The organism is Priestia sp. RMT2NF4 (assembly GCF_047872835.1).
GTDB classification, from domain to species: domain Bacteria; phylum Bacillota; class Bacilli; order Bacillales; family Bacillaceae_H; genus Priestia; species Priestia zanthoxyli.
Genome location: NZ_JBLQZO010000001.1, coordinates 1,493,726 through 1,519,225, shown reverse-complemented (window position 1 = coordinate 1,519,225; position 25,500 = coordinate 1,493,726). Strand labels below are relative to the sequence as shown.

The 25,500-nt window shown below is 37.0% G+C and carries 28 protein-coding genes; 21 read left to right on the top strand and 7 right to left on the bottom strand.

From position 1 onward, the window contains the following. Positions 1–96: 96 nt before the first annotated feature. Positions 97–306 carry a hypothetical protein gene (locus ACMX9J_RS08095; RefSeq protein WP_224980339.1) on the top strand — a complete coding sequence of 70 codons (210 nt, stop codon included), beginning with the start codon at positions 97–99 and terminating at the stop codon, positions 304–306. Positions 307–872: 566 nt separating this feature from the next. Here ACMX9J_RS08095 and ACMX9J_RS08090 read toward each other — a convergent pair. Next, on the bottom strand, positions 873–1,919 hold the full coding sequence (locus ACMX9J_RS08090) for a 2,3-butanediol dehydrogenase (protein WP_416225616.1): 1,047 nt from the start codon (positions 1,917–1,919) through the stop codon (positions 873–875). A 127-nt stretch (positions 1,920–2,046) separates the two neighbouring features. Here ACMX9J_RS08090 and ACMX9J_RS08085 point away from each other — a divergent pair, with 127 nt between their 5' ends. The 3 genes from ACMX9J_RS08085 (at position 2,047) to ACMX9J_RS08075 (ending at position 5,350) form a co-directional block, all read left to right on the top strand. After that, entirely contained in the window at positions 2,047–2,949 is a 903-nt protein-coding gene (locus tag ACMX9J_RS08085; protein ID WP_063247448.1) for a LysR family transcriptional regulator, read from the top strand. Between the two features lie 46 nt (positions 2,950–2,995). Beyond that, a complete protein-coding gene (locus ACMX9J_RS08080) occupies positions 2,996–3,625 on the top strand; it encodes a hypothetical protein (RefSeq protein WP_416225615.1) in 630 nt (209 codons plus the stop codon). Positions 3,626–4,087: 462 nt separating this feature from the next. Next, the gene (locus tag ACMX9J_RS08075; protein ID WP_416225614.1) at positions 4,088–5,350 is read left to right on the top strand and encodes a SulP family inorganic anion transporter; all 1,263 of its coding nucleotides are present in this window, start codon (positions 4,088–4,090) and stop codon (positions 5,348–5,350) included. Positions 5,351–5,421: 71 nt separating this feature from the next. On the opposite strand, the gene ACMX9J_RS08070 is transcribed toward ACMX9J_RS08075, so the two are convergent. Together ACMX9J_RS08070 and ACMX9J_RS08065 are read right to left on the bottom strand one after the other, a co-directional pair. Next, complete coding sequence (locus tag ACMX9J_RS08070) at positions 5,422–6,366, bottom strand: phosphotriesterase family protein (protein ID WP_033580219.1); 945 nt, start codon at positions 6,364–6,366, stop codon at positions 5,422–5,424. 213 nt (positions 6,367–6,579) lie between these two features. Next, positions 6,580–7,086 carry a CcdC protein domain-containing protein gene (locus ACMX9J_RS08065; protein WP_034268453.1) on the bottom strand — a complete coding sequence of 169 codons (507 nt, stop codon included), beginning with the start codon at positions 7,084–7,086 and terminating at the stop codon, positions 6,580–6,582. 255 nt (positions 7,087–7,341) lie between these two features. Between ACMX9J_RS08065 and ACMX9J_RS08060 the strand changes: the two genes are divergently transcribed. The 3 genes from ACMX9J_RS08060 (at position 7,342) to ACMX9J_RS08050 (ending at position 8,960) form a co-directional block, all read left to right on the top strand. Next, complete coding sequence (locus ACMX9J_RS08060; RefSeq protein WP_416225613.1) at positions 7,342–7,788, top strand: helix-turn-helix domain-containing protein; 447 nt, start codon at positions 7,342–7,344, stop codon at positions 7,786–7,788. A gap of 44 nt (positions 7,789–7,832) precedes the next feature. Then, positions 7,833–8,060 carry a hypothetical protein gene (locus ACMX9J_RS08055; RefSeq protein WP_034328128.1) on the top strand — a complete coding sequence of 76 codons (228 nt, stop codon included), beginning with the start codon at positions 7,833–7,835 and terminating at the stop codon, positions 8,058–8,060. Between the two features lie 159 nt (positions 8,061–8,219). Then, a complete protein-coding gene (locus ACMX9J_RS08050) occupies positions 8,220–8,960 on the top strand; it encodes a lysostaphin resistance A-like protein (RefSeq protein ID WP_416225612.1) in 741 nt (246 codons plus the stop codon). A gap of 77 nt (positions 8,961–9,037) precedes the next feature. Here ACMX9J_RS08050 and ACMX9J_RS08045 read toward each other — a convergent pair whose 3' ends face one another. After that, the gene (locus ACMX9J_RS08045) at positions 9,038–9,172 is read right to left on the bottom strand and encodes a hypothetical protein (protein WP_258524406.1); all 135 of its coding nucleotides are present in this window, start codon (positions 9,170–9,172) and stop codon (positions 9,038–9,040) included. A 233-nt stretch (positions 9,173–9,405) separates the two neighbouring features. Between ACMX9J_RS08045 and ACMX9J_RS08040 the strand changes: the two genes are divergently transcribed. The 8 genes from ACMX9J_RS08040 (at position 9,406) to ACMX9J_RS08005 (ending at position 14,809) form a co-directional block, all read left to right on the top strand. Further along, the gene (locus ACMX9J_RS08040; protein ID WP_416225611.1) at positions 9,406–10,182 is read left to right on the top strand and encodes an SDR family NAD(P)-dependent oxidoreductase; all 777 of its coding nucleotides are present in this window, start codon (positions 9,406–9,408) and stop codon (positions 10,180–10,182) included. Between the two features lie 128 nt (positions 10,183–10,310). Then, positions 10,311–10,940 (top strand): NAD(P)H-binding protein, encoded by a 630-nt coding sequence (locus tag ACMX9J_RS08035; protein ID WP_028414626.1) that lies wholly within the window; start codon positions 10,311–10,313, stop codon positions 10,938–10,940. Between the two features lie 59 nt (positions 10,941–10,999). Then, a complete protein-coding gene (locus tag ACMX9J_RS08030; RefSeq protein ID WP_047750383.1) occupies positions 11,000–11,281 on the top strand; it encodes a hypothetical protein in 282 nt (93 codons plus the stop codon). 12 nt (positions 11,282–11,293) lie between these two features. Continuing rightward, on the top strand, positions 11,294–11,608 hold the full coding sequence (locus tag ACMX9J_RS08025) for a hypothetical protein (RefSeq protein ID WP_224980335.1): 315 nt from the start codon (positions 11,294–11,296) through the stop codon (positions 11,606–11,608). Positions 11,609–11,627: 19 nt separating this feature from the next. After that, positions 11,628–12,062 (top strand): HXXEE domain-containing protein, encoded by a 435-nt coding sequence (locus tag ACMX9J_RS08020; RefSeq protein ID WP_047750384.1) that lies wholly within the window; start codon positions 11,628–11,630, stop codon positions 12,060–12,062. Between the two features lie 147 nt (positions 12,063–12,209). Further along, the gene (locus ACMX9J_RS08015) at positions 12,210–12,890 is read left to right on the top strand and encodes a FadR/GntR family transcriptional regulator (RefSeq protein ID WP_047750385.1); all 681 of its coding nucleotides are present in this window, start codon (positions 12,210–12,212) and stop codon (positions 12,888–12,890) included. A 63-nt stretch (positions 12,891–12,953) separates the two neighbouring features. After that, complete coding sequence (locus tag ACMX9J_RS08010) at positions 12,954–14,141, top strand: CynX/NimT family MFS transporter (protein ID WP_033580227.1); 1,188 nt, start codon at positions 12,954–12,956, stop codon at positions 14,139–14,141. A 20-nt stretch (positions 14,142–14,161) separates the two neighbouring features. After that, the gene (locus tag ACMX9J_RS08005) at positions 14,162–14,809 is read left to right on the top strand and encodes an MOSC domain-containing protein (protein ID WP_047750387.1); all 648 of its coding nucleotides are present in this window, start codon (positions 14,162–14,164) and stop codon (positions 14,807–14,809) included. A gap of 56 nt (positions 14,810–14,865) precedes the next feature. On the opposite strand, the gene ACMX9J_RS08000 is transcribed toward ACMX9J_RS08005, so the two are convergent. Together ACMX9J_RS08000 and ACMX9J_RS07995 are read right to left on the bottom strand one after the other, a co-directional pair. Further along, positions 14,866–14,997 (bottom strand): FbpB family small basic protein, encoded by a 132-nt coding sequence (locus ACMX9J_RS08000; RefSeq protein WP_080754487.1) that lies wholly within the window; start codon positions 14,995–14,997, stop codon positions 14,866–14,868. 50 nt (positions 14,998–15,047) lie between these two features. Beyond that, positions 15,048–16,274 carry a dicarboxylate/amino acid:cation symporter gene (locus tag ACMX9J_RS07995; protein WP_047750388.1) on the bottom strand — a complete coding sequence of 409 codons (1,227 nt, stop codon included), beginning with the start codon at positions 16,272–16,274 and terminating at the stop codon, positions 15,048–15,050. A gap of 406 nt (positions 16,275–16,680) precedes the next feature. Here ACMX9J_RS07995 and ACMX9J_RS07990 point away from each other — a divergent pair, with 406 nt between their 5' ends. From ACMX9J_RS07990 to ACMX9J_RS07975, 4 genes are all read left to right on the top strand, one after another. Continuing rightward, complete coding sequence (locus ACMX9J_RS07990; RefSeq protein ID WP_325075181.1) at positions 16,681–17,895, top strand: threonine synthase; 1,215 nt, start codon at positions 16,681–16,683, stop codon at positions 17,893–17,895. A gap of 910 nt (positions 17,896–18,805) precedes the next feature. Continuing rightward, on the top strand, positions 18,806–20,209 hold the full coding sequence (locus ACMX9J_RS07985) for an MFS transporter (RefSeq protein WP_033580232.1): 1,404 nt from the start codon (positions 18,806–18,808) through the stop codon (positions 20,207–20,209). Between the two features lie 295 nt (positions 20,210–20,504). Next, positions 20,505–20,708, top strand: a complete 204-nt coding sequence (locus ACMX9J_RS07980) for a cold-shock protein (protein ID WP_013056405.1) — start codon at positions 20,505–20,507, stop codon at positions 20,706–20,708. 207 nt (positions 20,709–20,915) lie between these two features. Then, positions 20,916–21,089 carry a hypothetical protein gene (locus ACMX9J_RS07975; RefSeq protein WP_014459100.1) on the top strand — a complete coding sequence of 58 codons (174 nt, stop codon included), beginning with the start codon at positions 20,916–20,918 and terminating at the stop codon, positions 21,087–21,089. A 197-nt stretch (positions 21,090–21,286) separates the two neighbouring features. Here ACMX9J_RS07975 and ACMX9J_RS07970 read toward each other — a convergent pair whose 3' ends face one another. Next, entirely contained in the window at positions 21,287–21,487 is a 201-nt protein-coding gene (locus tag ACMX9J_RS07970) for a cold-shock protein (protein ID WP_029714163.1), read from the bottom strand. 289 nt (positions 21,488–21,776) lie between these two features. Here ACMX9J_RS07970 and ACMX9J_RS07965 point away from each other — a divergent pair, with 289 nt between their 5' ends. Continuing rightward, entirely contained in the window at positions 21,777–22,652 is an 876-nt protein-coding gene (locus ACMX9J_RS07965; protein WP_013058095.1) for a YitT family protein, read from the top strand. An 867-nt stretch (positions 22,653–23,519) separates the two neighbouring features. Then, positions 23,520–25,448, top strand: a complete 1,929-nt coding sequence (fbp, locus tag ACMX9J_RS07960; RefSeq protein WP_221816845.1) for a fructose-1,6-bisphosphatase — start codon at positions 23,520–23,522, stop codon at positions 25,446–25,448. Positions 25,449–25,500 lie beyond the last annotated feature (52 nt).

Here is a 25,500-nt window from a genome sequence, read left to right as displayed (position 1 = left end):
GTGCTATTAATCGGTGCATCTCTTAATTGCTGACAAATAAATCGTATGCTGCGACTATCAAGCTAGGCGGGGTGAAAAAGAGGGGAGGCTAATACAATGAAATGGTACAAGCACGCGCTTATTCCTTTAGCTATAGGCTTTTTAAGCTTTGTGTGTTTTATCATTTATAGTAAGGCAGCGGCAAATCCGAGTCTTCAGATGAACCAGTCGCTGTTTATTTCGATTGGTATAGGTATTGGAGCAGTTCCAGTATCCTTTTTTGTAGAGTATCAAAAGAACAAAAAAAATAAAAAGTTTCATAGCTAAGTTGTTTGCCGAATGTCTCTTAGATCTTTAGTTTGTTGAAATGGATGTGATAATCTGTTTATTCTTGTGAAGATTGGTATGTTTGCCTTCGTTATTTTACTGCACATTGCCTTTCGAAAACTGATTTTGTATGCCCATAAAAAACAAAAGAAATCCCCAAAAGAAGGACGAAGGATATTAATAGGAGGAGTTTTGGTTATTTTGATTATCCTGTTATCCATTTTAAACTTTTTAAAGTATTACTACGGTGGTTAAAAAGGGCGGACATGTGTATTTGATATCTGTCTGGTCCTCGTCGATTAACCCATTGGTACCTCAACACTAGACTAGGAAAGTTTTTTAGGGGATCAATTCCGTAATGCATGGGATTCATGTAACCAAGCGTCCCACGGATTCAAATGTAATTAAATTAATGGGCATCGTTATGTAGTTGACTCGTTCATTCTTCTAAACTGTCAAATTGTGTTGGTGAAATTTTACACATCTCTCGGCTGGACCCGATTAAAGAAATAAAAAGCCACTAATTACGATCAGTGGCTTAGAGAAATCTTCATTGTTGATGATTGTTATTGCTGTTCCGATTTAACCAGAATTTTAACTTGGTTTTTTTCTTTAATCAGGCTTTCAAACCCTTCTTCAATTACATCGTCTAGAGCTATCTTTTTCGTTACTAACTTTTCGGCTGAGAAGTAGCCTTTTTGCATAAGAGACAATACTGCTGGGAACACGTTACGATAGCCAATGATTCCTTTAACAGTTCGTTCTTTAATTACAATATCATTCGGTAGAATTTCTGCTCCTTTTTCCCATATGCTAACGATAATCGTTTCTCCGCCAATTCCCGTAGATTGGATGGCTTGACGTAATACAATAGGTACGCCTGTTACTTCAAATGATACATCTACGCCACCGTCAGTTAATCTAGCAATTTCGGCTACCGTATCTTCAACTTCAGCAGGATTAATGATGATAGCTCCTAATTCTTCTGCTTTCGCTTGTCTTTCTGGAGACAATTCAACTGCATAAATATCGGTTGCACCTGCTGCTTTCAACGCTTCAATGACAAGAAGTCCAATTGGTCCACATCCAAATACAGCAACTTTGTCTCCGGCTTTCACTTTACTTGAACGTACTGCATAAAGAGCTACTGCCGCTGGTTCTACTAGAGCACCTTGTTCATAAGATAAATCATCTGGAAGTTTGAATAAAAGTTCTTCGTCTACTGCGACATATTCACTAAGACCGCCACCGCCTCCGGCTAAACCTAAGAATCCCATTTGTTCATCTAGGTTATAAGCACCTTGGTGTCCGTGTGTAGCAAAGATTGGCTCAACAACCACACGATCACCAACTTTATATTGGGTTACACCTTCTCCAACCTCTACTACTTCACCTGAGAATTCATGTCCAAGCGTCACTGGAGCAACCTCATTAGTGAGAGGGTGCGGTTTATCAACTGGAATAAAGATGGGACCACCTAAGTATTCATGCAAATCACTACCGCAAATTCCACACCATTTAACTTTCATTTTTACCTGACCAGCCTGTACAACTGGTTCATTTATTTCTTCAAGACGAATATCTTTTTGATTATGCCATCTTAGCGCCTTCATATACTCCATCTCCTTGTGTCATTTCTTTTACTATATCTATCAGTATACAACCAGATATACTTATGGTAAATTTAGTTAATATTAACGATTGTTAAGTAATACTTAACTAAAAGAAAAAGAGGGCATTATGAATATTGAACAATTAAAACATATAGTGGAAATAGATAAAACGGGTTCACTAAAAGAAGCAGCTGGTAACCTGCATATTACGTTACCTGCATTAAGCCAATCTATAAAAAATTTAGAGAAAGAACTAAATATAATGATTTTTCATCGTTCCAGAAGAGGATCTATTCCAACTGAAGAAGGTCATAGGTTAATTGAAAAGGCCAGCGCTGCTTTATTGAAAATTCAAGAATTTATGGATGAAGCAGAAGCGTATACAAATACAATGAATGGTGAAATAAAGATTGCAACCTACCCAGGACCAATGGAGATTCTCGTTCGCTTAATAACAGAAATTAAAAGAGAATATCCGAACATAAAGGCTTCTGTCTATGAAAATAGCACCGAGTATATTATAGATAAAGTTCTAGATGGGGAAGTAGATGTAGGTTTCATTACTTATACAGAAAAAGAAGAAAAAAAGTATCGGAACTTGGTATTTAAAAAGTTATTGGATGGTCATATGGTAGCTGCAGTAAATAAGAAGTCGCCATTAGCCAAACAAACACTCATTACTGAAGAGATGTTAATTAACCAGCCAATTGTTTTATATAACGACAAGTATATTCAGGAATTTATGAAAGGTTTTAGTTCACTGCCATGTGATATCTTGTTTACTACCAATAATGTAGATACAATTCGTCATACATTGGAAAATAATACGGCAATAAATATAGGATTTGACTACGCATTTAAAACAGATGCTGGTTTATCTAGAAGTAATCAATATGTAGTCGTTAACTTTGCTCCTCCGCACTATAAAACTTATTCTTTTGGGTATTTTTATAACGCCAATAATGGGCTTTCTAGAATAATAAGAGAATTCTTAAAGCGGATTCACAGAACTATAGTAAATAATGAATGATAAAGAGTGAAGGTTAAAAAGAATTATTTCAGAGAGAGGGAAATATGTGAAGCGTCATTTAACTTTGCTTTTATCGTTATGTAGCAGTTTATTCATTTTTTTATTGTCCCTGTTTCAATGGGATTTAGATGATCGTATAGGGAAATACGTAAGTCCATATATATGGTTATTCTTTGTCCTTCCTTTCTTTTTATTACTAACGCTGTGGACATTGATTTATCTCTTTAGTAGTAGAAAGTGGCTACCACTTGTTATTCAAGTGATAACCTTTGTGCTGTGGTTCTTCATTCCGTTTGAGCAGCTTAATTTAGACATAAACTTTAAACTCCATCAGCAGAAAAGAGAAGAAGTGGCAGCTCACATACAAAGTGGCGTCTTGAAAGCCGATGGAGTCGACTACCCATCGCTCATTCCTTTCTCCAATGAACCCGACAACTCATCGCTAATTGATCTACCGAAAGAGTATGCGAGTGTGTCCAGAGGTCGAGATGATGTTGCAGTAAAAACCAAAGGAAAGGTAACCTCCGTACTTTTCTTTACAAACAATGGACTATTCGGCCATTTCTCAGGTTTTGTGTATGACCCAAAAAACCGTAAACCTTCATCGGGCGATTTTGGGATGAAGTTTGATGAAATAGAAAAGATACAAAAGAATTGGTATTATATATCTTATTAGTAAAAACAGGGGCTTTGAATTATGATTCAAAGCCCCTGTCTTTTAGTGTTCACGTTTGTAATTAATTGGCCTTATGTAACCGAGCTTCCTATGAATTCGAATATAGTTAAACGAATGGAGGTAGGCGTGTCGTCTACTTAAACTTAAAGATTTTTAAACACAGCCTGTCCACATCCATTCATTCTATCGTTACTATAGGGTCTAGTTATCTTGCTTTATTTACAACAAAGAACCGCATTTTATCTAAAAAATAACTGAAAGAATAAAAAGTAAGAATTTTTAAGAAAATTTTAATAACTGTCTAAGAAACTTCTAATTTCCTCTTTATTTTTTTGTAAGTTGTCTCCTTTAAGATAGAAGTAATCGAGTAGCCCACCTTATTTTGAGAAAGCTCAATAAGGTTGTATGACGAAAATACGAATGGGTAACCTCACTACTTAAAATGGAGGCTGATGTACACTTATGAATCTAGAGGTTTTTCGAAATTACTCCTTGCAGCACTTGAAGAAAGATATACTATCGGGTATTGTTGTTGGCATTATAGCTATACCTTTAGGGTTAGGATTTGCGATAGCTTCTGGAATATCGCCTGTTACAGGACTTTATACGACGATTGTAGCAGGATTGTTAATTGCTATTTTAGGTGGATGTAGGTTTCAAATCGCTGGACCTACGGGTGCGTTTGTTCCTGTTTTATTAGGAATTGTGTTGCAATATGGCTATGAAAACTTATTAATTGCCGGCTTTATGTCAGGGATTCTCCTCATTATCTTTGCGCTATGTAAAGTAGGAGCTTTAATCAAGTATTTTCCGTCTTCTATTATTGTAGGATTTCAGTCAGGAATTGCGCTGATTATCTTTAGCGGGCAGATACCAAACTTCCTTGGGCTGCACGCGATTGACAAATTTCAGTTTTTTCATTTGAATATAAAAGAGATCTTTGGTAATTTACACTTCATCAACATCTATAGTATCGCTACAGCAGGATTGTGCTTAGCTACGATTTTAATTGTTCTTTACTTTTCGCCTAAGTCGCTGGGAATGTCCTATTTACTTGGAATCGTTGTATCAACGGGATTAGCATCTTTTTTCTTTGCAAATCAGTTTGAAACGATTGGTTCGATTTACGGAGAGATACCTCGTCATTTCCCGGCGCCAGCGTTTCCAGATATAACAGTGGAGAGGGTGGTAACTCTTTTACCTTCTGCGTTTGTAATTGCTGTACTTGTAGGGTTACAGTCTTTGCTGACAGCTCGCGTTGCGGATGAAATGACAAAGTCAAAGCACAGCAGCAAAAAAGAACTGATTGGCCAGGGAATCGTAAACATGGTAACGCCGATGTTTTCAGGTATTCCTGCAGCAGGAGAGATTGCAAGAACCGTTACCAATATTAAAAACGGCGCTTCATCTCCAATTGCAGGAATCACGCACGCTATCTTTGTGTTGATTGTGCTGCTAGTGCTTGCTCCGTATGCTTCATACGTGGCGCTTGCCAGTCTCGCGCCAGTTTTGATGGTCGTAGCGTGGAATATCAGTAAAAAAGAACAGTTTGCAAAGGTGATAAAAGAAAAATCGTTTCATTCAGTGGTTTTACTCACGACATTTTCATTAACGGTGTTTACAAACTTGACGATCGGAATCGCAGTTGGATTATGCCTGTCGGCTGCCCACTTTATGATAAAAAAGAGCCAAGAAAAGCAGAAATTATTAAGAAAAACAGGTTAACGTAAAGTAGAATAATACGCGGAAGACCCCCACTGTAAGCTTGCACAGGGGGGTTTTTTATAATATTTTAATTACTTTCCTTCAAACCAGCAGCGGGCGTTATCAAAAAGCATATGCTGAATCTGCTGTTCCGTTACGCCTTTTCTTTTTAACTCAGGCACGACTTCTTCTAATACAAAGCTCATCGACCATTTTGGAAAACGTTCTTCAATCACGCCTTCTGGAAACCAGTCCATTGTACAGCAGTAGTCTTGTGAGAGAAACATGCGGTTTGAATAGCCTTGTTTAGCCAATTCAATGACCGTTTCATTTCTATTTTCAGTTGAACATTCTCTTGTCAGGCCGTAGCGGTCCATACCGATAAAGGCACCTTGACTTAATATGTTTGAAATATACTCAAGGTTATCCGTATCTCCCGTATGTCCAATCAGAATTTGATTTGGATTAGCGCCTTCATCGAGTAAGATGTCCAGCTGCTTTAAGCCTGTGCCGCTTGCAGGATGTGAATGCGTCATAATTGGCACGCCCGTTTTTTTATGAGCTCGTGCGACAGCGCGCATTACTTTTTCTACATCAGCCGTTACGCCAGGTGCATCCGTAGCGCATTTTAAAAAGCCTGCTTTAATCGATGTGTTTTGAATGCCGACTTCAATGTCTCGAACAAACAGGTCTGCCATATAGTCAATGCTCCGAGTTTGAAAGTGGGTAGGAATGTAGTTATACGTATAAATTCCTGTGGCTGCGATGATTTGAGTATCCGTTTCACGGGCAATTCGCTCAATAAAACGAATATCGCGTCCTTGTTCCATCACCGTAGGATCACAGATTGTTTTAACTCCAAGTTTCTTCGCACGATTTACTTGTTCGACTGCTTTAGCGATTTCTTGTTTCTCATCATATAAATGAGGAAACTGTGCGTGAACAGATTCAGAACGAACGCGCATATGCTCATGGATTAGTGTTAGCCCTAGTTCTGACGTGCTGACTGGGCCTGTTACAGAATTGATAAATGTCATGTGACGATTCCTTTCATTATACCTGTAAATCAAACAGCTGGTGATTAGGTACAGTTTTACTATAATCTGTTTTTATAGATAGACTTCTGTTATAAAAAACACATATTGCATTATACAATATATAGGTTGTCTTACACAACACGCGAGACTTTTACTGACTATGAAAAAAAATCCTTCTTTCCAAACAGGAAGAAGGACTAGTCATATTGATGATTATCCAGCATTTACACTGTAATTATCACCATTTAATTTACGGAATTTTAAATAGCTGCCAACTCTCCAAATGACAATATAAATAAAAGCTAATGTCATCGTTAAGACCGCGAAGTCTATGGAATCTAAGCCTTTGAAGTACTGGCTCAAAGCCATTCTTATAAAAATAATGGCGATAATCACATATTTAAAATTCTTGTTTGGCTTTGAATAAATAAAGCCATCTTCTCTTACTTCATAGTCCGTTTGGCTAAGCATAATGAGCCCGAATATCACACCTAATACACCAGCAATCATCATTTCCCAGTAGGGTGGTAAGTGAAATGATTGGCCCGGTATGTGCATCATCTGACTTAGACTAAGAGAAAATGCAATGACTATAAAGAAAATAGGTGCTAATATACCAAGTCCATTCTTTTTAATGGGCTTATTTTTCTTTTTCATTTTTCTCCAAATAATGAATCCGATAAGAGCGATAACAAATAGATAAATAAGCAGCATTTCCATCGTGATTTTGCCTCCTTTTTTATTTCTACGTTCGTACAATCCACTATTTAGTATAAACAATAAAAGGATGAAGATAAAAGTGCATTCTTTCATTTTTTACACATGAGAATTCTCACTATTTTTTAGGGGTATCGTTTTATGGTTTATACGTCTCATTACTGTTTCTTTCTTTTTTACCACAATATGTTAGAATTGTAGAAAACGAGAAAACGTAGTGCAAGCAAATTTTGTTTATACGCTGCCATAGTTATAGAGGTGAATGAGTTGAGGCTAGGAAATCAATTAAAAAAATTAAGAGAAGAACAAAAAATGTCAGAAGAAGAGGTTGCTGAGCAGCTGAGTGTATCGGTACAGCACATACATAAATGGGAAGATAATCAGAGCTACCCTGATATCCAACAACTTTTAAACTTAAGCGACATCTATGGAACAACTATTAATGAGTTTATTAAAAATGATGCTGCATTACAAAACAGAATAAACATTCAGGAAGAAGAAAAAGAAGACGACGATAAGCTGCTTCACCCAGGCTTTTATATCGGAATTGGCCTCATGTTTTTTGGGAATTTTCTGAGTCTCATCATCGGCAATCTTATGATTATGATTGTGACAAACATCGCTGGAATGTTAATTATCTGTTTTTATAAAGAAATCTTAAAGCTTTTGAAAGGTGTCAAAAAAGATTTTTATGAACAGAAATAAAAAGCAATGTTATGTAATAACACAAAAACGATGAGGTGTACAAGGTGAAAGAGTTAAATTTAAATTTTATGACCATCTCTTTTTTATGCTTAGTCAGCTATTACTTATTTCGAGTGGGAGCATACGCTTTAGCGAGAAAATATGTAGATAAAACGTCTGAGGGAAGTGTTTTGAATTGGGCTGTAAATGTACTTGTGAGAGGCGGTAAAAAAATGAAGTTTGGTGACTATGTCACGTGGTCAGGGTTTTGTGTGTTTTTATACCTTGTGTAATCACAGTAAAAAAGGAAGGAACGATCTTCTTATTTTAAAAGGAAGAAGCGTTGCCTCACATGATCTTTGAGCTCGAATGATAAAAAGATGAAAACATATAAAATCCTTAAAACGAATATAGGTTATCAATGAAGCCTAAAGTAGAAAGGTAGTGTAGTGATGATCAAGTCAAAGCTTTTATGGAAAGTTATTGGCCTAGAAATCTTAGTTATCTTTTGGTTTGTGGTAAACGGTGCATACGTGAGCATGACGCATCCTACTGCACATTATCTTCAGTTTTTAGGAGTTGTCCCTTTAGCAATAGGAATAGCTTTTTATCTAACAAAAACAAAAAAGTGGCAGCATTTTTTCTCCTTTCAACAAAACATGTCCTTTAGAACAAGAATCCTCGTTCTTTCTCCGCTTCTTTTGTATTTGCTTATTATCCTCATCGGGAACAAAGGTGTACACGGAAGTTCCATTGCAGATATTGTTCTTATTTTGCTTACCCAAACTCTAGTCATAGCATTTGTAGAAGAGATGGTATTTAGAGGATTTATGCTGAATTTGCTGTTATCAAAAAGCTATAAAGTGGCGGTTCTTCTATCATCGTTCCTATTTGCCTTTACGCACAGTTTGAATATGCTAAGCGGTCAATCGGTAGGAAATACAATTTTTCAAATTTTATTTGCATTTGTTATTGGATTGGTCTTGGCTTTACTGATCGTTAACGGTCAATCCATTGGAGTTATGATCGTATTTCACGGCTTAAATAATTTTCTCCAGTTTACAAGTCCTGTCAACGCAAATGATTCTTTATTTGTTAATTACGCGCTGCTTCTATTTTTAAGCGGATATGCCTTTTATTTATGGAACCGAAAATCTACTTTATCTGTTTCTCATCATCAGGTTAGTAGCTAATCAAAAGAGGTTGAGACGTAACGAGATATGAATCCAATCTAAAAACAACAACTAGTATGCATGAGCTGAACCGCTCGTTACATCGCAGTTGATTTCCGTGCAAGGCTTCGCTTTCCGCGGGGGGCCGATGAGCCTCCTCGTCGCTTACACTCCTGCGGGGTCTCACCTGTTCCGCTTTTCCCGCAGGAGTCTTCGCCTTGCCCTCCAATCAACTGCTAGAAAAACCTACACACATGAAAATTATGTTTACCACAAACAAACGAACCACGAATCAAAAGTATTGATCAATGACTCATTTTTCACTTCGTCTAATCTCCTTTTGTCCCAGTCTCTTTTTAGTGTTTTAAAGCAGGGATTAATCTACCCAAAGCTGAATAACTTCTATGGCTAGTGTTACTCAATTTAATTTGTTGAGATTTTATTAAACGCAAAAGGGGAGAAACGTATGTTTGAAGAAAAAGTAGGGATTATTACGGGTGGAACGTCGGGGATTGGCTTAGCAACAGCGGAATTACTCGCAAAAGAGGGCATGCATGTTGTGATTGCTTCTAGAAATAGTGAAAAAGGAGAAGAAGCTCTTTCTGTATTAAGAAAATGGTCTCCTCACTCTCTTTTTATCAAAACGGATGTAACGAATAGTCAAGATGTTAAAAACCTTGTGAGCCAAACATACTCTGCATTTGGAAAAATTGATGTGGGCTTTAATAATGCGGCTAACACGGAGGCAGCTTCTAATGCTACCCATGAATTCAAAGAAGAAGACTTTGACCATTTAATAAACGTTACGTTAAAAAGCGTATGGCTTTGTATGAAATACCAGCTGCAGGTAATGACCAAACAAAACAGCGGTGTCATCGTGAATACGTCGTCAATGGACGCTATTTTATGTTCAGCAGGGACAGGCGTATATGCGGCCGGCAAAAGCGGTGTGATCGCTTTAACAAAATCAGTTGCTCAGGAATATGGCCATCAAAATATAAGAATTAACTCTCTGTGTCCAGGTGCATTTCGGACATCTATGTTAGAAGAAAAATTTTCTGATCTATCTTCAGAGGAAAAAGAAAAGCTCAATGAATCCTATCAAAAATTAAACGCGCTAGGCAGAATTGGTGATCCGTTTGAAGCCGCAAAAGCAGTAAAATGGCTTCTTTCGGACGACGCATCGTTTGTTACGGGTCAAAACATTATTGTAGACGGCGGGATTGGGTTTAGGTTTGAATAAGTTAGAGGACAATATGGAATTTAATCTTATCGCATTGTAGATTCATAGTGTTTATCTCATTTCTTGATAATGGTATAATATGGTTATTATCGAAACGTTGATGCTATACATATGGGGGAATAATTAATATGAAAAATACAATTGCGATTATTGGAGGAACTGGAAGAGCGGGTAAATTTTTAGCTAAATCAGCTGTAAAAAAAGGTTACAGCGTTCGTATGCTAGTTAGAACTCCAAAAAAATCTTTACTCGACGATCCAAACATCACTTTAATTGAAGGAGATGCTAGAGATCAAGATGTCATTCTTTCCTTATTAAGTGGATGCCATGCCGTTATCAATACATTCGGTCAGCCTAACAAAGCTGTACCTTTATATAGCGAAATTACAGCATTAGTTATTCAGACTATGAAAGAGCTTGAAATAAGGAGATATGTTGGAGTAACTGGGGGATCTTTAGATATAGAAGGAGATAAAAAATCAATTCTTAATAAGGTAGGAGCTAGTGTATTTCGTATTCTGTACGCTGAAATGATGGAAGATAAAAGAAAAGAATTGCAGCTTCTTCGAAAAAGTAAACTAGATTGGACGCTTATACGCCTTCCTTTTGTTAAAGAAAACAAAAAGTCTCAAGCCATAAAAGAGGATGAATTTGATATGCCAGGGTTTAAGATATCTTCTCGTGATATTGCGAGATTTATGATTGAGCAGATACATAATCCATCTTACATAGGTAAAACTCCGTTCATTGCTAATTAGAATAGCTGACAGCTCGAATATGTTCAAACGGTATAACAAGATGTTTCAAGGAGGTATGTATGTCTTTCATTCTTACTAATTGTATGGCCATTAGTATCATATTTGTGGGAATCCTTTTTGTAAGTATTGTATTTAACAATAGAATAGCCGCGCTGGTTATTTCCTTCGTTACAGTGTTATTCGGTTTATTTCTACTTTTTTACGCTTTTGCGAAAATAAGCGGGCTTGATGCTCTAGACATTCAAATAAAAGGTTTAATCATTATCGGAGAAGGTTTACTCTTGCTTGTTGTTACAAGCGTATTCATTTCCGTACAAGAGGCAAAAAAGAAAACGCTGTAAAGTGAAAAATAAATGGCTGCTAAAGGCGGGGATAAAATGGCAATTGGAGTGGCATTACTTGTTTTAGTATTAGGTCTGATGTTTGCAAGCGGACTAAGCCAAGGAAAATCAGCTAAAAGAAAATATATAGTGTGGGGAACAACAACTATATTAATCATAGCTCCGTTCTTTTCATGGGCCGTTTCAATTTTGTTTGCAATTAGCCAGGAAGAAGGTTTTGCAGGAGTTGCCTTAATGATGTTATTGTTTCCGTTTTTCTTTTTAGTAGGACTCGTTACGCTGTTAATAGGGATTTTTAAGAAAGAGAATGTAAATAAGTCTATGTAGAAAAAGGGGAGATTTATAATTGATTGAACTTGAGTTATACAATGTTCTTTGGTTATTCGTTGTGGTTTTTATGCTACATGATTTTGAAGAAATTATTACAGTTGAGAAATGGGCTAAAACCAAAGAGGCAAAAATTAAATTACAGAACAAATGGATTAGCCACAAGATTTGGGAATTCTGGAACATAAGCTCATATGCTTTTGCAAAAAGAGATGTCTTTATCTTTTTGTTTATGTCTCTCATTACTTTTATGAAAGTTCTTTATCTAGAAAGTTATTGGAGTTCAATTCTTTTTGTGGGTTTTCTTATTTTCGTACTAGTACATAACCTTATTCATCTTTTACAAACACTATTTATTAAAGCATATACGCCAGGTTTATATACGGCTGTTCTTTTAGTTACGCCTTATACTGCATACCTATTATATCGATTAAAAGATGCTGCTCTTATTTAAAGTGAAATTAAAAGCACCCTGTTTGTACCAAGCTTCTAGAAAGTCTATCAGAGCAGTTCGCTTGGATTAATTCCTAAAGCTCTAACAACCTTGCCAAACAACATAAATTTGTTTATGATAAAGGTGACATAAACAGGAGATGAGCAGATGAATATACATAATAAACAATCGTTTTCAAAAGTACCGCGTCGAAAGCTAGTGGACGAAGTGCTAGAGCAGCTTCAAACGAAAATTTTTTCAGGTCAATATCAGGTGGGAGATCAGCTTCCAACGGAGCCTCAGCTAATGGAAGAGCTGGGGGTAGGGCGATCTACCTTGCGAGAAGCGGTTAAAATTCTTGTTCATGCAAATGTACTGGAAGTGAAACAAGGAAAAGGAACGAGAATTAAGTCTCTTAGCTTCACACAGGATTCGTTTGAAACAAGACTTCAAACGGCAGATATCAATCATATTTATGAAGCGCGTGAAATGCTTGATTTGCAAGTGGCGATGTTAGCGGCGCAGCGTCGAACGGATGAAGACTTGTTAAAGATGAAAGGGCATTTAGATAAACGCAAAAAAGAGCTTGAAAAAGGCAATTACGCTGAATATATAGAAGCGGACATTCAGTTTCATCTTTCGATTGCAGAAGCCAGCAAAAATAACGTGTTAATGGATTTATATCACTCCTTTGTGCCTGTGCTGCGACACACACTGAGTCAGCTCATTTTAAAAACGGTTGATTATAAAGATAATTCCACCATTCATGAAAACTTATTTACCGCTATTTTGAATGGAGATACAGAGCAAGCAAAAAAATATGCCGGTCAAAATTTGGAGCTTACCTAAGTTCCTTTTTTAAAAAACTAAACATCAGATGATATACTGAATTAACGGGGAGAGGAATACTACATGAAGTCAAAAGAGAGAATATATGTGTATGTGATTGCTTTATTTTTAGTTTCAATTAATTTACGAATCGGTATTACATCCGTATCGCCTGTGCTTGAGACCATACGTAATCAGCTGGGACTGAGCAATGTTACAGTTAGTTTTTTAACAGCTATTCCTGTGTTATGTATGGGGTTGTTTGCATTGTTTACAGGAAAACTTGAAGGGCTGTGGGGAGCTGAAAAAGTGATTTCTTTTTGCTTAGTGGTGATTGGAATCGCGACGTGTATGAGAGTGGCCGCACACTCAATATCTGTTCTTTTAAGCAGTGCTTTTCTTTTAGGTGTAGGTATTGCCATCGCTGGACCGCTGTTATCGGGATTTATCAAAAAGAAATTTCCGAATAGAATAGGCCTCATGATCGGAATTTACTCCGTGGGCATGGGAACGGGCGCTTCGTTAAGCGCAGGGCTGACGGTACCTTTGCAGCATGTACTGCACGATTCGTGGAATGTAGCTCTTGCTAGCTGGAGCGTGCTGGCCGTGATTGCTCTCATTGTTTGGTCTCCGATTGCGCGTAAATCTCAGCAAGCGTTTGGCTCCAGAAAAAACAAGCTGCCGTTAAAAAATAAAAAAGCCTGGCTGTTTACGCTTTTCTTTGGGCTGCAAGCCGGCATTTTTTACTCTGTGACCACTTGGCTAGCGCCAGCAGCACACGATTTGGGCATGAGTAATCAAGAAGCGGGTACGCTTATTACCGTTTTTACGTTCGTTCAAATGGCGTTTAGCTTTTTAATTCCAACGCTAGCCGATTATTATAAAAACCAAACCTTTTGGCTTGTAAGCAGTACATTATTTGCATCAGCGGGTTTAGTTTTCATTCTCTATCCTTTAACCAGTCTTTGGTTTTCTTCGATACTATTAGGAATAGGGCTTGGAGGACTTTTTCCTTTAGCACTTATGCTGCCGTTAAACGAGACAAATTCGCCTCAAGAAGCGAGCTCATGGACAGCTATGATGCAATCAGGGGGATATATTGTAGGAGGGTGCGCTCCGGTTTTATCTGGTTTTGTGCGCGATATCTTTCATACAAATACGCCGTTATTTTTTGTTTTACTTGTTTTAACAATTTGTTTGCTAGTGCTTACTGCATTCATGCACAAGCGTTCAGAGGTGAAAGAATTATCACATGATGAAAAAATCTATTGATTTAAAAAAGGAGAGAGCATATGGCAGATCACTATCAAGTTCAGTCGCTTAACTACGGAAAAATTGAAACACTTACGTATGGAAAACGAACGTTTCAATCAGCTATTAGAAAAACAGCAGCAGATGAACCCGTCTTTTTAAGTAAGTTGGGGCTAGAAGGTGACGAGCAGGCGTACAAAGATCATGGAGGAGTGGACAAAGCGCTATGTCTGTATCCTTATGATTATTATGAATACTGGAATAACATCATCCAAAACCCTGTTAAAACCGCGTTGTTTGGAGAAAACATCACAACCGTTGGATTAACAGAAAGGAACGCGCACGTCGGGGATATATTTGCATTTGGTGAGTCCATTATTCAAGTATCTGAACCTAGAAATCCTTGTTACAAGCTTGCTGCAAAATATGAAGTGCCGGATATCGTTGTGAAAATGAGAGACACGGGCTATACAGGATTTTTATTTCGCGTTTTGAAAGAAGGCATCGTCTCCGTGAGAGATGAGTTGATCCTGCTTGAAAAAGATCCGAACAAAGTGTCTATAGCAGCAGTTAATGATGTAAAATTCAAAGACCGGTTTAATAAAGAGAAGCTGGATAGAGTTCTGCAAGCAGAGGCCTTGTCCACTAGTTTAAGAGAGATCTTGCTGAAGCAGTTTCGTTCTGAATAATAATAAAGTTGCTAAAAGATATGAGTATAAAAAATGAAGTGATAAAGCTAACCCTACTAAGTTAGCTTTATCACTTCATGGCGTTTTTCAATACGTTTTTCGATTTTCTCGATTGCTTTTTTATCTTTTAGTAATGCTTGTTTATTTTCTTTTACTAGCTCTTCAAATGATTTTTTCTGTTTAAACAAACTAACACTTCTTTCTCACTATCGTGTTTTTTAATGATGAGGGGGTATGGTTATTTATCCTCGGCATTAAAATGAAACGACTTCTCAGACTTTGCGATCACAACAGTAGCTAAAGAGTTTCCTACGACATTTAACGCTGAACGGCCCATGTCTACAAAGAAATCAACTGCTAATAATAAAGCGACTCCTTCTGCAGGTAAGCCAATTTCTTTAGCTGCAGCTAACAGCACAACGATGACAGCTGAAGGGACGCCTGCTAATCCTTTCGTCATAAGCATTAATAAACCAATAATCACAATAATTTGTTCAAGACTAAGAGGTAGGTTATATACATTGGCAAGAAAGATAATCGCTACACTGATATAGATGCTAGCCCCATCTAGGTTAAAAGAATAGCCCGTTGGTAATACAAAAGAAGTGACAGAACGTGACACTCCGAAATTTTCTAGTCGATGAATGAGCAGCGGCATAGAAGCCTCTGAGCTGCGCGTTGTAAACGTTAATAAAATTAAATCTCCGGTTCTTTTTAATAGTTCCTTATAAGGGATACGGAAGATAAGTGCGATAATAGGAAACACAACAAATGCCGTAATGGCAAAAGATAAATACGTAATACCTACAAATTGACCTAAAGAAAGCAAGCTGCCAATCCCGTATTTAGCCACGCTAAAAGAGATAAATCCAAATACGCCAACCGGGGCAAATGATACCGCGTATTCGACTACTTTAAACATCGCTTGTAGCCATGCTTCAAAAAATGTAATAACGGGCTTCGCTTTCTCTTCAAGTGATGTAAGAGCTAACCCTACAAAAATACCAAAGAAGATAATCGGCAACAGCTTTCCTTGCGCCATTGCTTCTACAATATTGCTTGGAATAATACTTAAGAAAAACTGTCCAAAGTCGATGCCTTTTGCCAGGTTTCCTAATGAAGAAGTATCCACTGCACCTACATGCATATGTCCACCTACATTTGTTACTTTAGCAATGAGTATTCCTAATATAATTAATACTGTGGTCACAATCTCAAAATAAAGAAGTGTTTTAAACGCAACTCGCCCTAGTTTTTTTGTATCATGCATTCCTGTAATTCCTAATACGATTAACGGAAAAACAAGAGGAACAATAACCATTTGAATAAGCTGGATAAACGCTTTTCCTACTATTTCTAACTTCAAACCAACTTCTTTGCTAAAGTAGCCAACCATCAATCCAAGAATTAATCCAATAATTACTTTTAATCCTAAATTAAGCTTAAATCTATTTTTTGTAGCCATCTGTCTAATTCTCCTTGTAGTGTAGTATTGTGTATGTTTTAGTAACCTTTGAGAATTAGACAAGTACACATGCTGTTATTATGCTTATTCACTATGGAAAGTGCGTTCACCTTAATTACCTCCTTCAAATATCTTTTTACATACTAAAACAATTATTCCTATAAGTAAAGTATGGATTTTATTTATTTTTCCTGTTTTTATCTAAAATTACTGGGTTTACTTCTAAAAAAAGTAATATAAATAAAGTCAAAAAAAGCATAAAAACCCTAATTTGATAGGGTTTTTGTGTTTTTAATAATGAACAATAAAATGATGGAGATATCATACCTTATAATTCTGATAAAAATACTATAAATTATATTTTATATATGGTATTATGTTTACAGAATTTAAAGGAGTGTGTATGATGCCGTTTAGTTATGTTTCTCACTTATATTGTCCTAAATGTAAAAAAGAATATAGTCCAAAAGAAAAACATCAATTATGTGAATGTGGCTCACCGCTATTGGTAGCGTATGATTTAGAGAGATTGAAAGCTAACTTGACTCCAGAAGCTGTTCAAAGCAGGGAACCAAATTTATGGAGATATCATGAGCTCCTTCCAGTAGAAGATCCTAAAAACGTCGTGTCCTTAGGTGAAGGGATGACTCCGCTTATAAAAATGCCTAAGCTAGGGAAAGAAATGAACATTCCAAACTTATATATGAAAGATGAAGGCATTATTCCAACGGGATCGTTTAAAGCTAGAGGAGCTGCGGTAGGGGTGTCAAAAGCAAAAGAACTGGGCGTTGAACAGTTAGCCATGCCTACAAATGGGAACGCCGGAGCTGCTTGGTCGCTGTATTCGTCGCGTGCTGACATAAAAGCAACCGTTGTCATGCCAAAAGATGCGCCTGTTATTACACGAAATGAGTGTGCTGTCGCTGGAGCTGACCTTTACTTAGTCGATGGACTCATCAGCGATGCAGGGAAGATTGTTGGTGAGGCTATTAAAGCATGGGGTCTTTATGACGCTTCTACGCTTAAAGAACCGTACCGAATTGAAGGTAAAAAAACAATGGGCTTAGAAATTGCTGAACAGTTTTCTTGGAATCTTCCTGATGTGATTTTATATCCAACAGGAGGAGGCGTTGGCTTAATTGGAATCTATAAAGCGTTAAATGAGTTAAAAGAGCTTGGCTGGATTAAAGGTGATCTTCCTCGTTTAGTTGCGGTACAAGCTGAAAACTGCGCGCCTATTGTAAAAGCATGGAATGAACGAAAACAAGAATCTGAATTTTGGCCGGATTCTTCAACCATCGCCTTTGGTATCAACGTACCAAAAGCAATCGGGGACTTTCTCGTTTTAGAAGCCGTATACAATACAAATGGATGTGCGATTGCGGTCGATGAAGATAAGATTGTGGAAGAACAAAAAAAGGTTGCGCAGCTTGAAGGATCGTTTATTTGTCCGGAAGGTGCGGCTACATTTTTAGCTGCACGCCGTTTGCGAGAAGAAGGCTGGATTAAAGAAAACGAAACGGTTGTTGCTTTAAATACAGGGCTTGGAGTTAAATATCCAAACACGGTAGATATTGAAGTACCAATTTTAGAGCGAAATGGCAGCCTTACTAAAAAATAAAGCAAGTGAAAAAATAGATCTCTGTCTAAGCAGAGGTCTATTTTTTTATTCTATCGGAGATAAAATGTTTATCTAATGTAAAAAAATGTAATAAGTGTGAATCTTTATATTCAAAACTATACGGGTGTATTTAGGTTTAAAGTTCGTCCTATGGGGTATCTAAAAGAAGAAAGAGAGTAACTTTCTATCTCGAAAAACAGCGTGGTGAGGGAGTGGAGCTGGCATGTTAAGAAAATTGAATAATATGACAAAAGTAGCACTGTAAACCAGCTTGCTTTTACAGTAGAAAACTTACTTGAAGCCACGAATGATTATACGTAGAAAGGAGTTGAATTTTTATCCCTCGAATCCCAGCCAACCCTTAAAGTTTTATTCTATGGACCGAATCATCCAGTGCTGCACTTGTTAGAACGAGCTTTATATTTATTTTTGAAGCTACATAATTTTTGTAATAGAAACAGTGTATCTATTACAAAATAAAGCTTATATCTAATGGGTTGAAACAATAATTGTCAGATAACCTGAGTGGAAATTGCTACCAAGAACATTGTAAACCAAATGCGCTATCTTTAATGACTAGTTACTATTTCGGCGATTGTAATTCCATCAAAAGCGATCCCTATTTTAGGCAAAAACCGTTTTTTTAGTAGCAACGAATTGTACGTTGAAATAAAAAAAGTTTATTTTGGTTTTAATTCATTTATTTATTAGTGTTTCTTCCTCAGCTTTTTTCGGCTTCAAACCCTTTAGCCATAACCTTTTTTAATATTTAACATCACATGAATAGTTTTCGTTTTTTACTTAAAAATAAGAAGTGTTCCAACACATTTACATGTGAAATACATTAAGTCAAATTTGACTTTACTACTCAGTCTTGTATAATCGTATACCGCGGAGGTGACGTGATGAAATGAAGTTTAACAAGAAAAAAATTAACGTCGTAGATATTGACAAAGCTAAAAAAAGCGTCTTTGCTACAGGAGTAGGAAACGCGATGGAATGGTTTGACTTTGGCTTGTATTCATATTTAGCCGTTATTATTAGTCAAAACTTTTTTAGTGCAGTTGAAAATGATCAGCTCAAATTAGTGTTCACATTTGCCACATTTGCGATTGCCTTTTTAATGCGTCCATTAGGCGGTGTTATATTCGGTAAAATTGGAGACAAGTTAGGAAGGAAAGTCGTTTTAACCACCACCATTATTTTAATGGCTTTTTCCACATTACTCATTGGGTTGTTACCTACATATGATCAAATCGGTATATGGGCACCCATCCTTTTATTAATTGCACGAATCATTCAAGGTTTTTCAACTGGTGGTGAATATGCTGGTGCGATGGTGTATATTGCAGAATCGTCTCCAGACAATAAGCGAAATGTGCTTGGAAGTGGACTAGAAATCGGTACACTTGTTGGCTATATTCTTGCTTCACTGCTAGCCAGCCTACTGTTTTTTGTTCTCTCGGATAAACAGATGGCCTCATGGGGCTGGAGAATTCCCTTCTTATTAGGATTGCCTTTAGGACTTATTGGTTTTTATTTACGAAGAAGTTTAGGGGAAACACCTATTTTTGAAAATGAACTTTCCAACGAAGACGAAGTTGAAGAAGAAAGCTTCCTCTCTATTTTAAAAAATCACAAAAAAGATGTGTTTGTTTGTTTCGTAGCCGTGGCTTTCTTTAACATTACAAACTATATGCTATTATCGTACATGCCTTCTTATTTGAATGAAATTATTGGTTTATCAAACACAGTTGGTACGGTATTAATTACGGCAGTTATGATTTTAATGGTGCCGCTTGCTCTTATGTTTGGAAAACTGAGCGATAAAATCGGAAACAAGAAAGTTTTCTTAATCGGTTTAGGCGGATTGAGCTTACTGTCAGCCTTTTCGTTCTATTTAATCAACTTAAATGGTTTAGTTTTTATTTCAATCGGTATTCTTATTCTAGGTGTTTTACTTGCTACGTATGAAGGAACAATGCCAGGAACGCTGCCAACGATGTTCTACACAGATATTCGCTACCGAACATTAGCGATTACGTTTAATGTTTCAGTTTCTATCTTTGGTGGAACGACGCCATTAGTTGCGACATGGTTAGTTCACGCAACGGGCAATCACTTAGCTCCAGCGTTCTATTTAACGATTGTGAGCATCATCGGATTTTTCGTAATCTTGTTCCTGTTCGCGAACACGGCAGGAAAATCACTGAAAGGTTCATACCCTACAGTTGCTTCTAAGTCTGAGTACAATGAAGCGGTTGAAAATCCAAAAGATTCATTATGGTGGCACACAGAGCAAACAGAAAAATAAAGTAAATAATAAGCAGCTGCTACATTCACTGCTGCGTAAAATAGGAACACTGAAAAAGAGCCTTCTCTTTGTATAGAGCTACAAAGAGAAGGCTCTTTTTATCGTTCGATGATTTATTCCATTTCCTGTATTTGCTATCTGCGGTTCCGTATGTTACGATTAAATTAATTATTTTTGTTCGGTATAGGATTGAGAGAAGAGAAATCTCTTCAATAGAATTTTTTATCTTAAGATAGTATGGTTGGACAAGGGTAGTAATACAACCGTGGAGTATTCCACACCAGGAGGCACTATTATGGAACAAGGTACAGTGAAATGGTTTAATGCAGACAAAGGCTTCGGCTTTATCGAAATTGAAGGCGGAGACGATGTATTCGTACATTTCAGCTCTATTCAAGGTGAAGGCTTTAAGTCGTTAGAAGAAGGTCAAAAAGTAACGTTTGACATTGAACAAGGTCAACGCGGAGCACAAGCTGCTAACGTTCATAAAGTAGCATAATTAATCCAACGTAAAAAGACTCCACATAGGGGTCTTTTTGCTTTGGATTTTAATAATTAAAAAAGAAATCTTCATTGGACTAGCCGTTGGAAAAGGTTGCTGACTATCAGAATGCTGATAACGTCTCAAATATAAGCTGCACATTATATTTCCCGATAAATAAAGTTAAAAATTTGATTGGTTTTGATACGAGAGAGGATGAAGGATATGAGTATAAGCTTATTTGCTAATGGAGAAACAGTAAGTATAAAAGCATCTAATGAAATAGTGATCATCTTAAAAAGTCATTATGTGAAAAATATGAAAAGATATTCTTATACAGTTGATAAATATCCCAGTACATTTTTCTTTGAAGAAGAGTTAATGAAGCACGAATCATAATTATTCATGAAGAAATATTGATTTATAGTTTGGATTCCGCCAATACTATGCTATACTGAGTTTACCATTTGTATTACCGATTACTATTTTTGTATTAATAAGCCCTATTCCTCAGTGGATAGGGTTTTATTATTACATTTTCAAAGTAATGAAAAAGACAGACTCCATGGAGTCTGTCTTTTTCTATTTATGACGGATTACGCTTTTTGAACGTTAGTAGCTTGAGGGCCGCGTTGACCTTGTTCTACTTCAAATGTAACTTCTTGACCTTCGTCTAAAGATTTGAAGCCTTCGCTTTGGATTGCTGAGAAATGTACAAATACATCGTCTCCGTTTTCGCGTTCGATGAATCCAAAACCTTTTTCTGCGTTAAACCATTTTACTTTACCTTGTTCCATAATTGTTGCCTCCTAGTGTGACACGCACACATTGTGTTACTATCCTTGCTCAAATCTATAGACGAAAGTTATGTAACTTATCAATCTTTGCCGAACAAAAATAATTCTTCTTAAACTTAACAGAAATGATGACGTATTGCAAGGATAGAGTCTGTATAGCTAGAAGTTCGCCTTTGTCTATTTTGCACTATGTGAGCTAAAAACCGATACGTAAGCCTCCTCAGTTCAAATAAAGAGAATGTTTGTGGTACACTTAAATAGTAAAAAACATTTAAAAGCGAGGAATTATATGAACACAACTAAAAAACACCACAGGCCTAAGCGGCTAAAAATTGCTTTCCGAGCACTAATGGTCATTATCGGAGGGATTATTGCAGCTTACGGCTTAGAAACTGTCTTAATTCCAAACCACGTCTCAGATGGAGGAGTAACAGGCATTAGTATCGTTGCGTCAAACCTATTTGGATTACCACTAGGTGTTCTAATTGCCGTTATTAATATTCCTTTTGTATGGTTAGGATATCAACAAATCGGGAAAAGTTTTGCTATATTTTCCATCCTCGGAATCGTCTCACTAGCTGTCGGTACAAGCCTCATGCATCATACTCCAGCGATTATTGAAGGAGATACACTACTCGTAACCGTTGTCGGCGGTATTATCCTTGGTTTTGGAATGGGAATTGCACTGCGTAATGGCGGCGCGCTAGATGGCATCGATATGCTAGCTGTACTGCTTTCTCGAAAATTGCCGTTTGGAACAAGTGATCTTATTTTGTTCTTAAATGCGTTTGTCTTTATTTTTGTTTCATTAGTATTTGGTCTGCAAGGCGCGATTCTTTCTGCAATTGCATACTTTATTGCATCCAAAGTTATTCACATCGTAGAAGTAGGTCTAAGCGGATCGAAAACCTTCCAGATTATCACTTCTCAGCCTGCGTTAATGGTAGAGACAATACGTGATCGTTTAGGTCGAAGCGCTACATATAAAGAAGCTTACGGCGGATACTCTCATGAGAAATTCAAGGAAATCACATGTGTAATCAACCGCTTGGAAGAAAGCAAAATGAAAGAAATTATCAATGAAATTGATCCGACGGCTTTTGTTACGGTATATGACGTAGCCGAAGTTAAAGGCGGTAATTTCCGAAAGAATAATATTCACTAACATCATCAATACATTGTAAGAACACTCTACTACATCCTTTTTTACTTAGGCGTGTAGAGATAAGAAAAAGCAGCGTGATGTTTTACATCCGCTGCTTTTTTATATCGTAAAATCCACTTGCTGAGCGGAGGGTTTTAAAATCGGATATGCTGAAAAAGTGAGACGGTCAGAGTTAAAGTAGATAGGGTACCTGCATACATTCACGTAATGATTTTTCCTTTGTGTTTCTTCTTTGGAAACTTGACAACAGCGTTCCATATTATAATAGAAGCAATTGTTACTCGGAAAAGCCACATGCAACTTCTTCCGCCGTCAAACAGCAGACTCAGATAGCCTACGTGTACCATATGGATTTGTATTCATTTTCCTCTCGTGCTGTATTTAACAAAGCCAACAGAAAAAATCTCTGAACGTAGAAGAACAGAGATTCAACAGAATGATGATTCTTATATCATACAAAGGATGACTTTTCCTGTCTCAGAAAGGTCATCTTTATCTTACCACCACCAAGGACTTGGCGCTGTGCGTTTTCTCACAGCGAGGGAAGAAAAACTCTGCTATTGTATAGAGGTCGGAGTAAACTTTCTTAATTATGTGCGCTTCTTTCATATGTATCGAACCTGCTGACTAAGATCAGCAGGTTTTTTTTGTTACCAGCTAGCTATCATCTTCAAGGGGGCAAGACCGCTTAATCTTTATAGACAAATAGACTTTATACCATTTTACCCATACGTAAAATAGGTTAGAATAAAGGGGTGAGGCGTGGAGAGAAAAGAGAAGAGTTAAATAAAAGGTATTTAACATCATAATCACAAGCTTGATGAGTGATTGTACTAAATGGTGAACGTTGAAAGGGGATACATAGTTTTGAACACAAAATATCTAGATTTACTTGCACAAAAGTATGATACGGAAGAAAAAGTGGTAACCGAAATTATTAACCTTGAAGCTATTCTTCATCTGCCAAAGGGGACTGAACATTTTGTCAGTGATTTACACGGCGAATATCAAGCTTTTCAGCACGTGCTGCGAAATGGTTCAGGAAATGTAAAAGAGAAAATCAAAGACCTTTTTAAAAATGTATTATCTGACAAAGAAATCAATGAATTTGCGACATTAGTGTATTATCCTGAAGAAAAATTACCGTTGATTAAAGCGCAGTTTCGAAACAAACGAGAACTATATGAATGGTATAAAGAAATCATCGATCGTATGCTTAATCTCATCTCGTACGCTTCTTCTAAATACACGCGCTCTAAACTGCGTAAAGCGTTGCCGGATCAATTTGTGTACATTATTGAAGAGCTGCTATATAAAACGGATGAATTTACAAATAAAGAACAGTACTATACAAAGATTGTTCAGCAGATTATTTCTTTAGGGCAAGCCGATAAACTTATTATAGGGCTTGCTTATACGACGCAAAGATTGGTTGTGGACCATCTGCACGTAGTAGGGGATATTTATGATCGTGGACCTGAACCGGATAAAATTATGGATACGCTGATTAACTATCACTCCGTTGATATTCAGTGGGGAAACCACGATGTGCTATGGCTAGGCGCTTTTGCGGGCTCGAAAGTGTGCCTTGCCAATATTATTCGGATCTGCGCGAGATACGACAATCTAGATATTATTGAAGACGTATATGGCATTAACCTAAGACCGCTGCTTAACTTGGCGGAGAAATATTATGATGATAATCCTGCTTTTAGACCAAAAGTAAGCTCGAGTGACAAACTATCCGATCACGAGCGACTACAAATTACGAAAATTCATCAGGCCATTGCGATGATTCAGTTCAAGCTTGAAAGTCCGATTATAAAAAGACGTCCTTTCTTTAATATGTCAGAAAGGCTGCTGCTTGAAAAAATTGATTATGATAAAAATGAAATTACGATATACGGAAACACGTATCCGCTAGAAAACAGCTGCTTTGCAACGGTTAACCCCGAGCAGCCTGATCAGCTATTAGAAGAAGAAGAGCAGGTAATGGAAAGACTGCTGCTTTCCGTGCAGCACTCAGAAAAGCTGGCGAGACATATGAAGTTTCTGATGAAAAAAGGCAGCCTTTATTTAAAATATAACGGAAACTTATTAATACACGGCTGCATTCCTTTAGATGAAGAAGGAAACATGGAAAAAATGACGATAGAAGATAAAACGTATGCAGGACGTAACTTGCTTGATGTGTTTGAACATTATTTACAAGAGGCTTTTGCACATCCTGAAGAAACGGATGATTTGGCAACAGATATGGTCTGGTACCTATGGACAGGAGAATATTCATCACTCTTTGGGAAACGCGCCATGACGACGTTTGAACGATATTTTATCAGTGATAAAGCAACGCATAAAGAGAAGAAGAATCCATACTACTATTTACGGGAAAATGAGGAAGTCTGCCAAAACATCCTCGCAGAATTTAATCTGAATCCTGATCACGGTCATATTATTAATGGTCATACGCCTGTCAAAGAAATCGAAGGAGAAAACCCGGTCAAAGCAAATGGAAAGATGATTGTTATTGACGGCGGTTTTTCAAAAGCGTATCAATCCACAACAGGTATCGCTGGATATACATTATTATATAATTCTTACGGCATGCAGCTAGTTGCTCACAAACACTTTAATTCAAAAGAAGAGATTTTATTAGAAGGAACGGACGTTTTATCCGTAAAGCGATTGGTTGATAAAGAACTAGAAAGAAAAATGGTTTTAGAAACAAATGTCGGAGAAGAATTGTTAAAAGAAATTTCGATTTTAAAAGATTTAAGAAAATATCGCTATAGTTAAAGATAAAAAAAGAGCAGTATGCCCCTGGGCTTCTGCTCTTTTTTATGTAGCC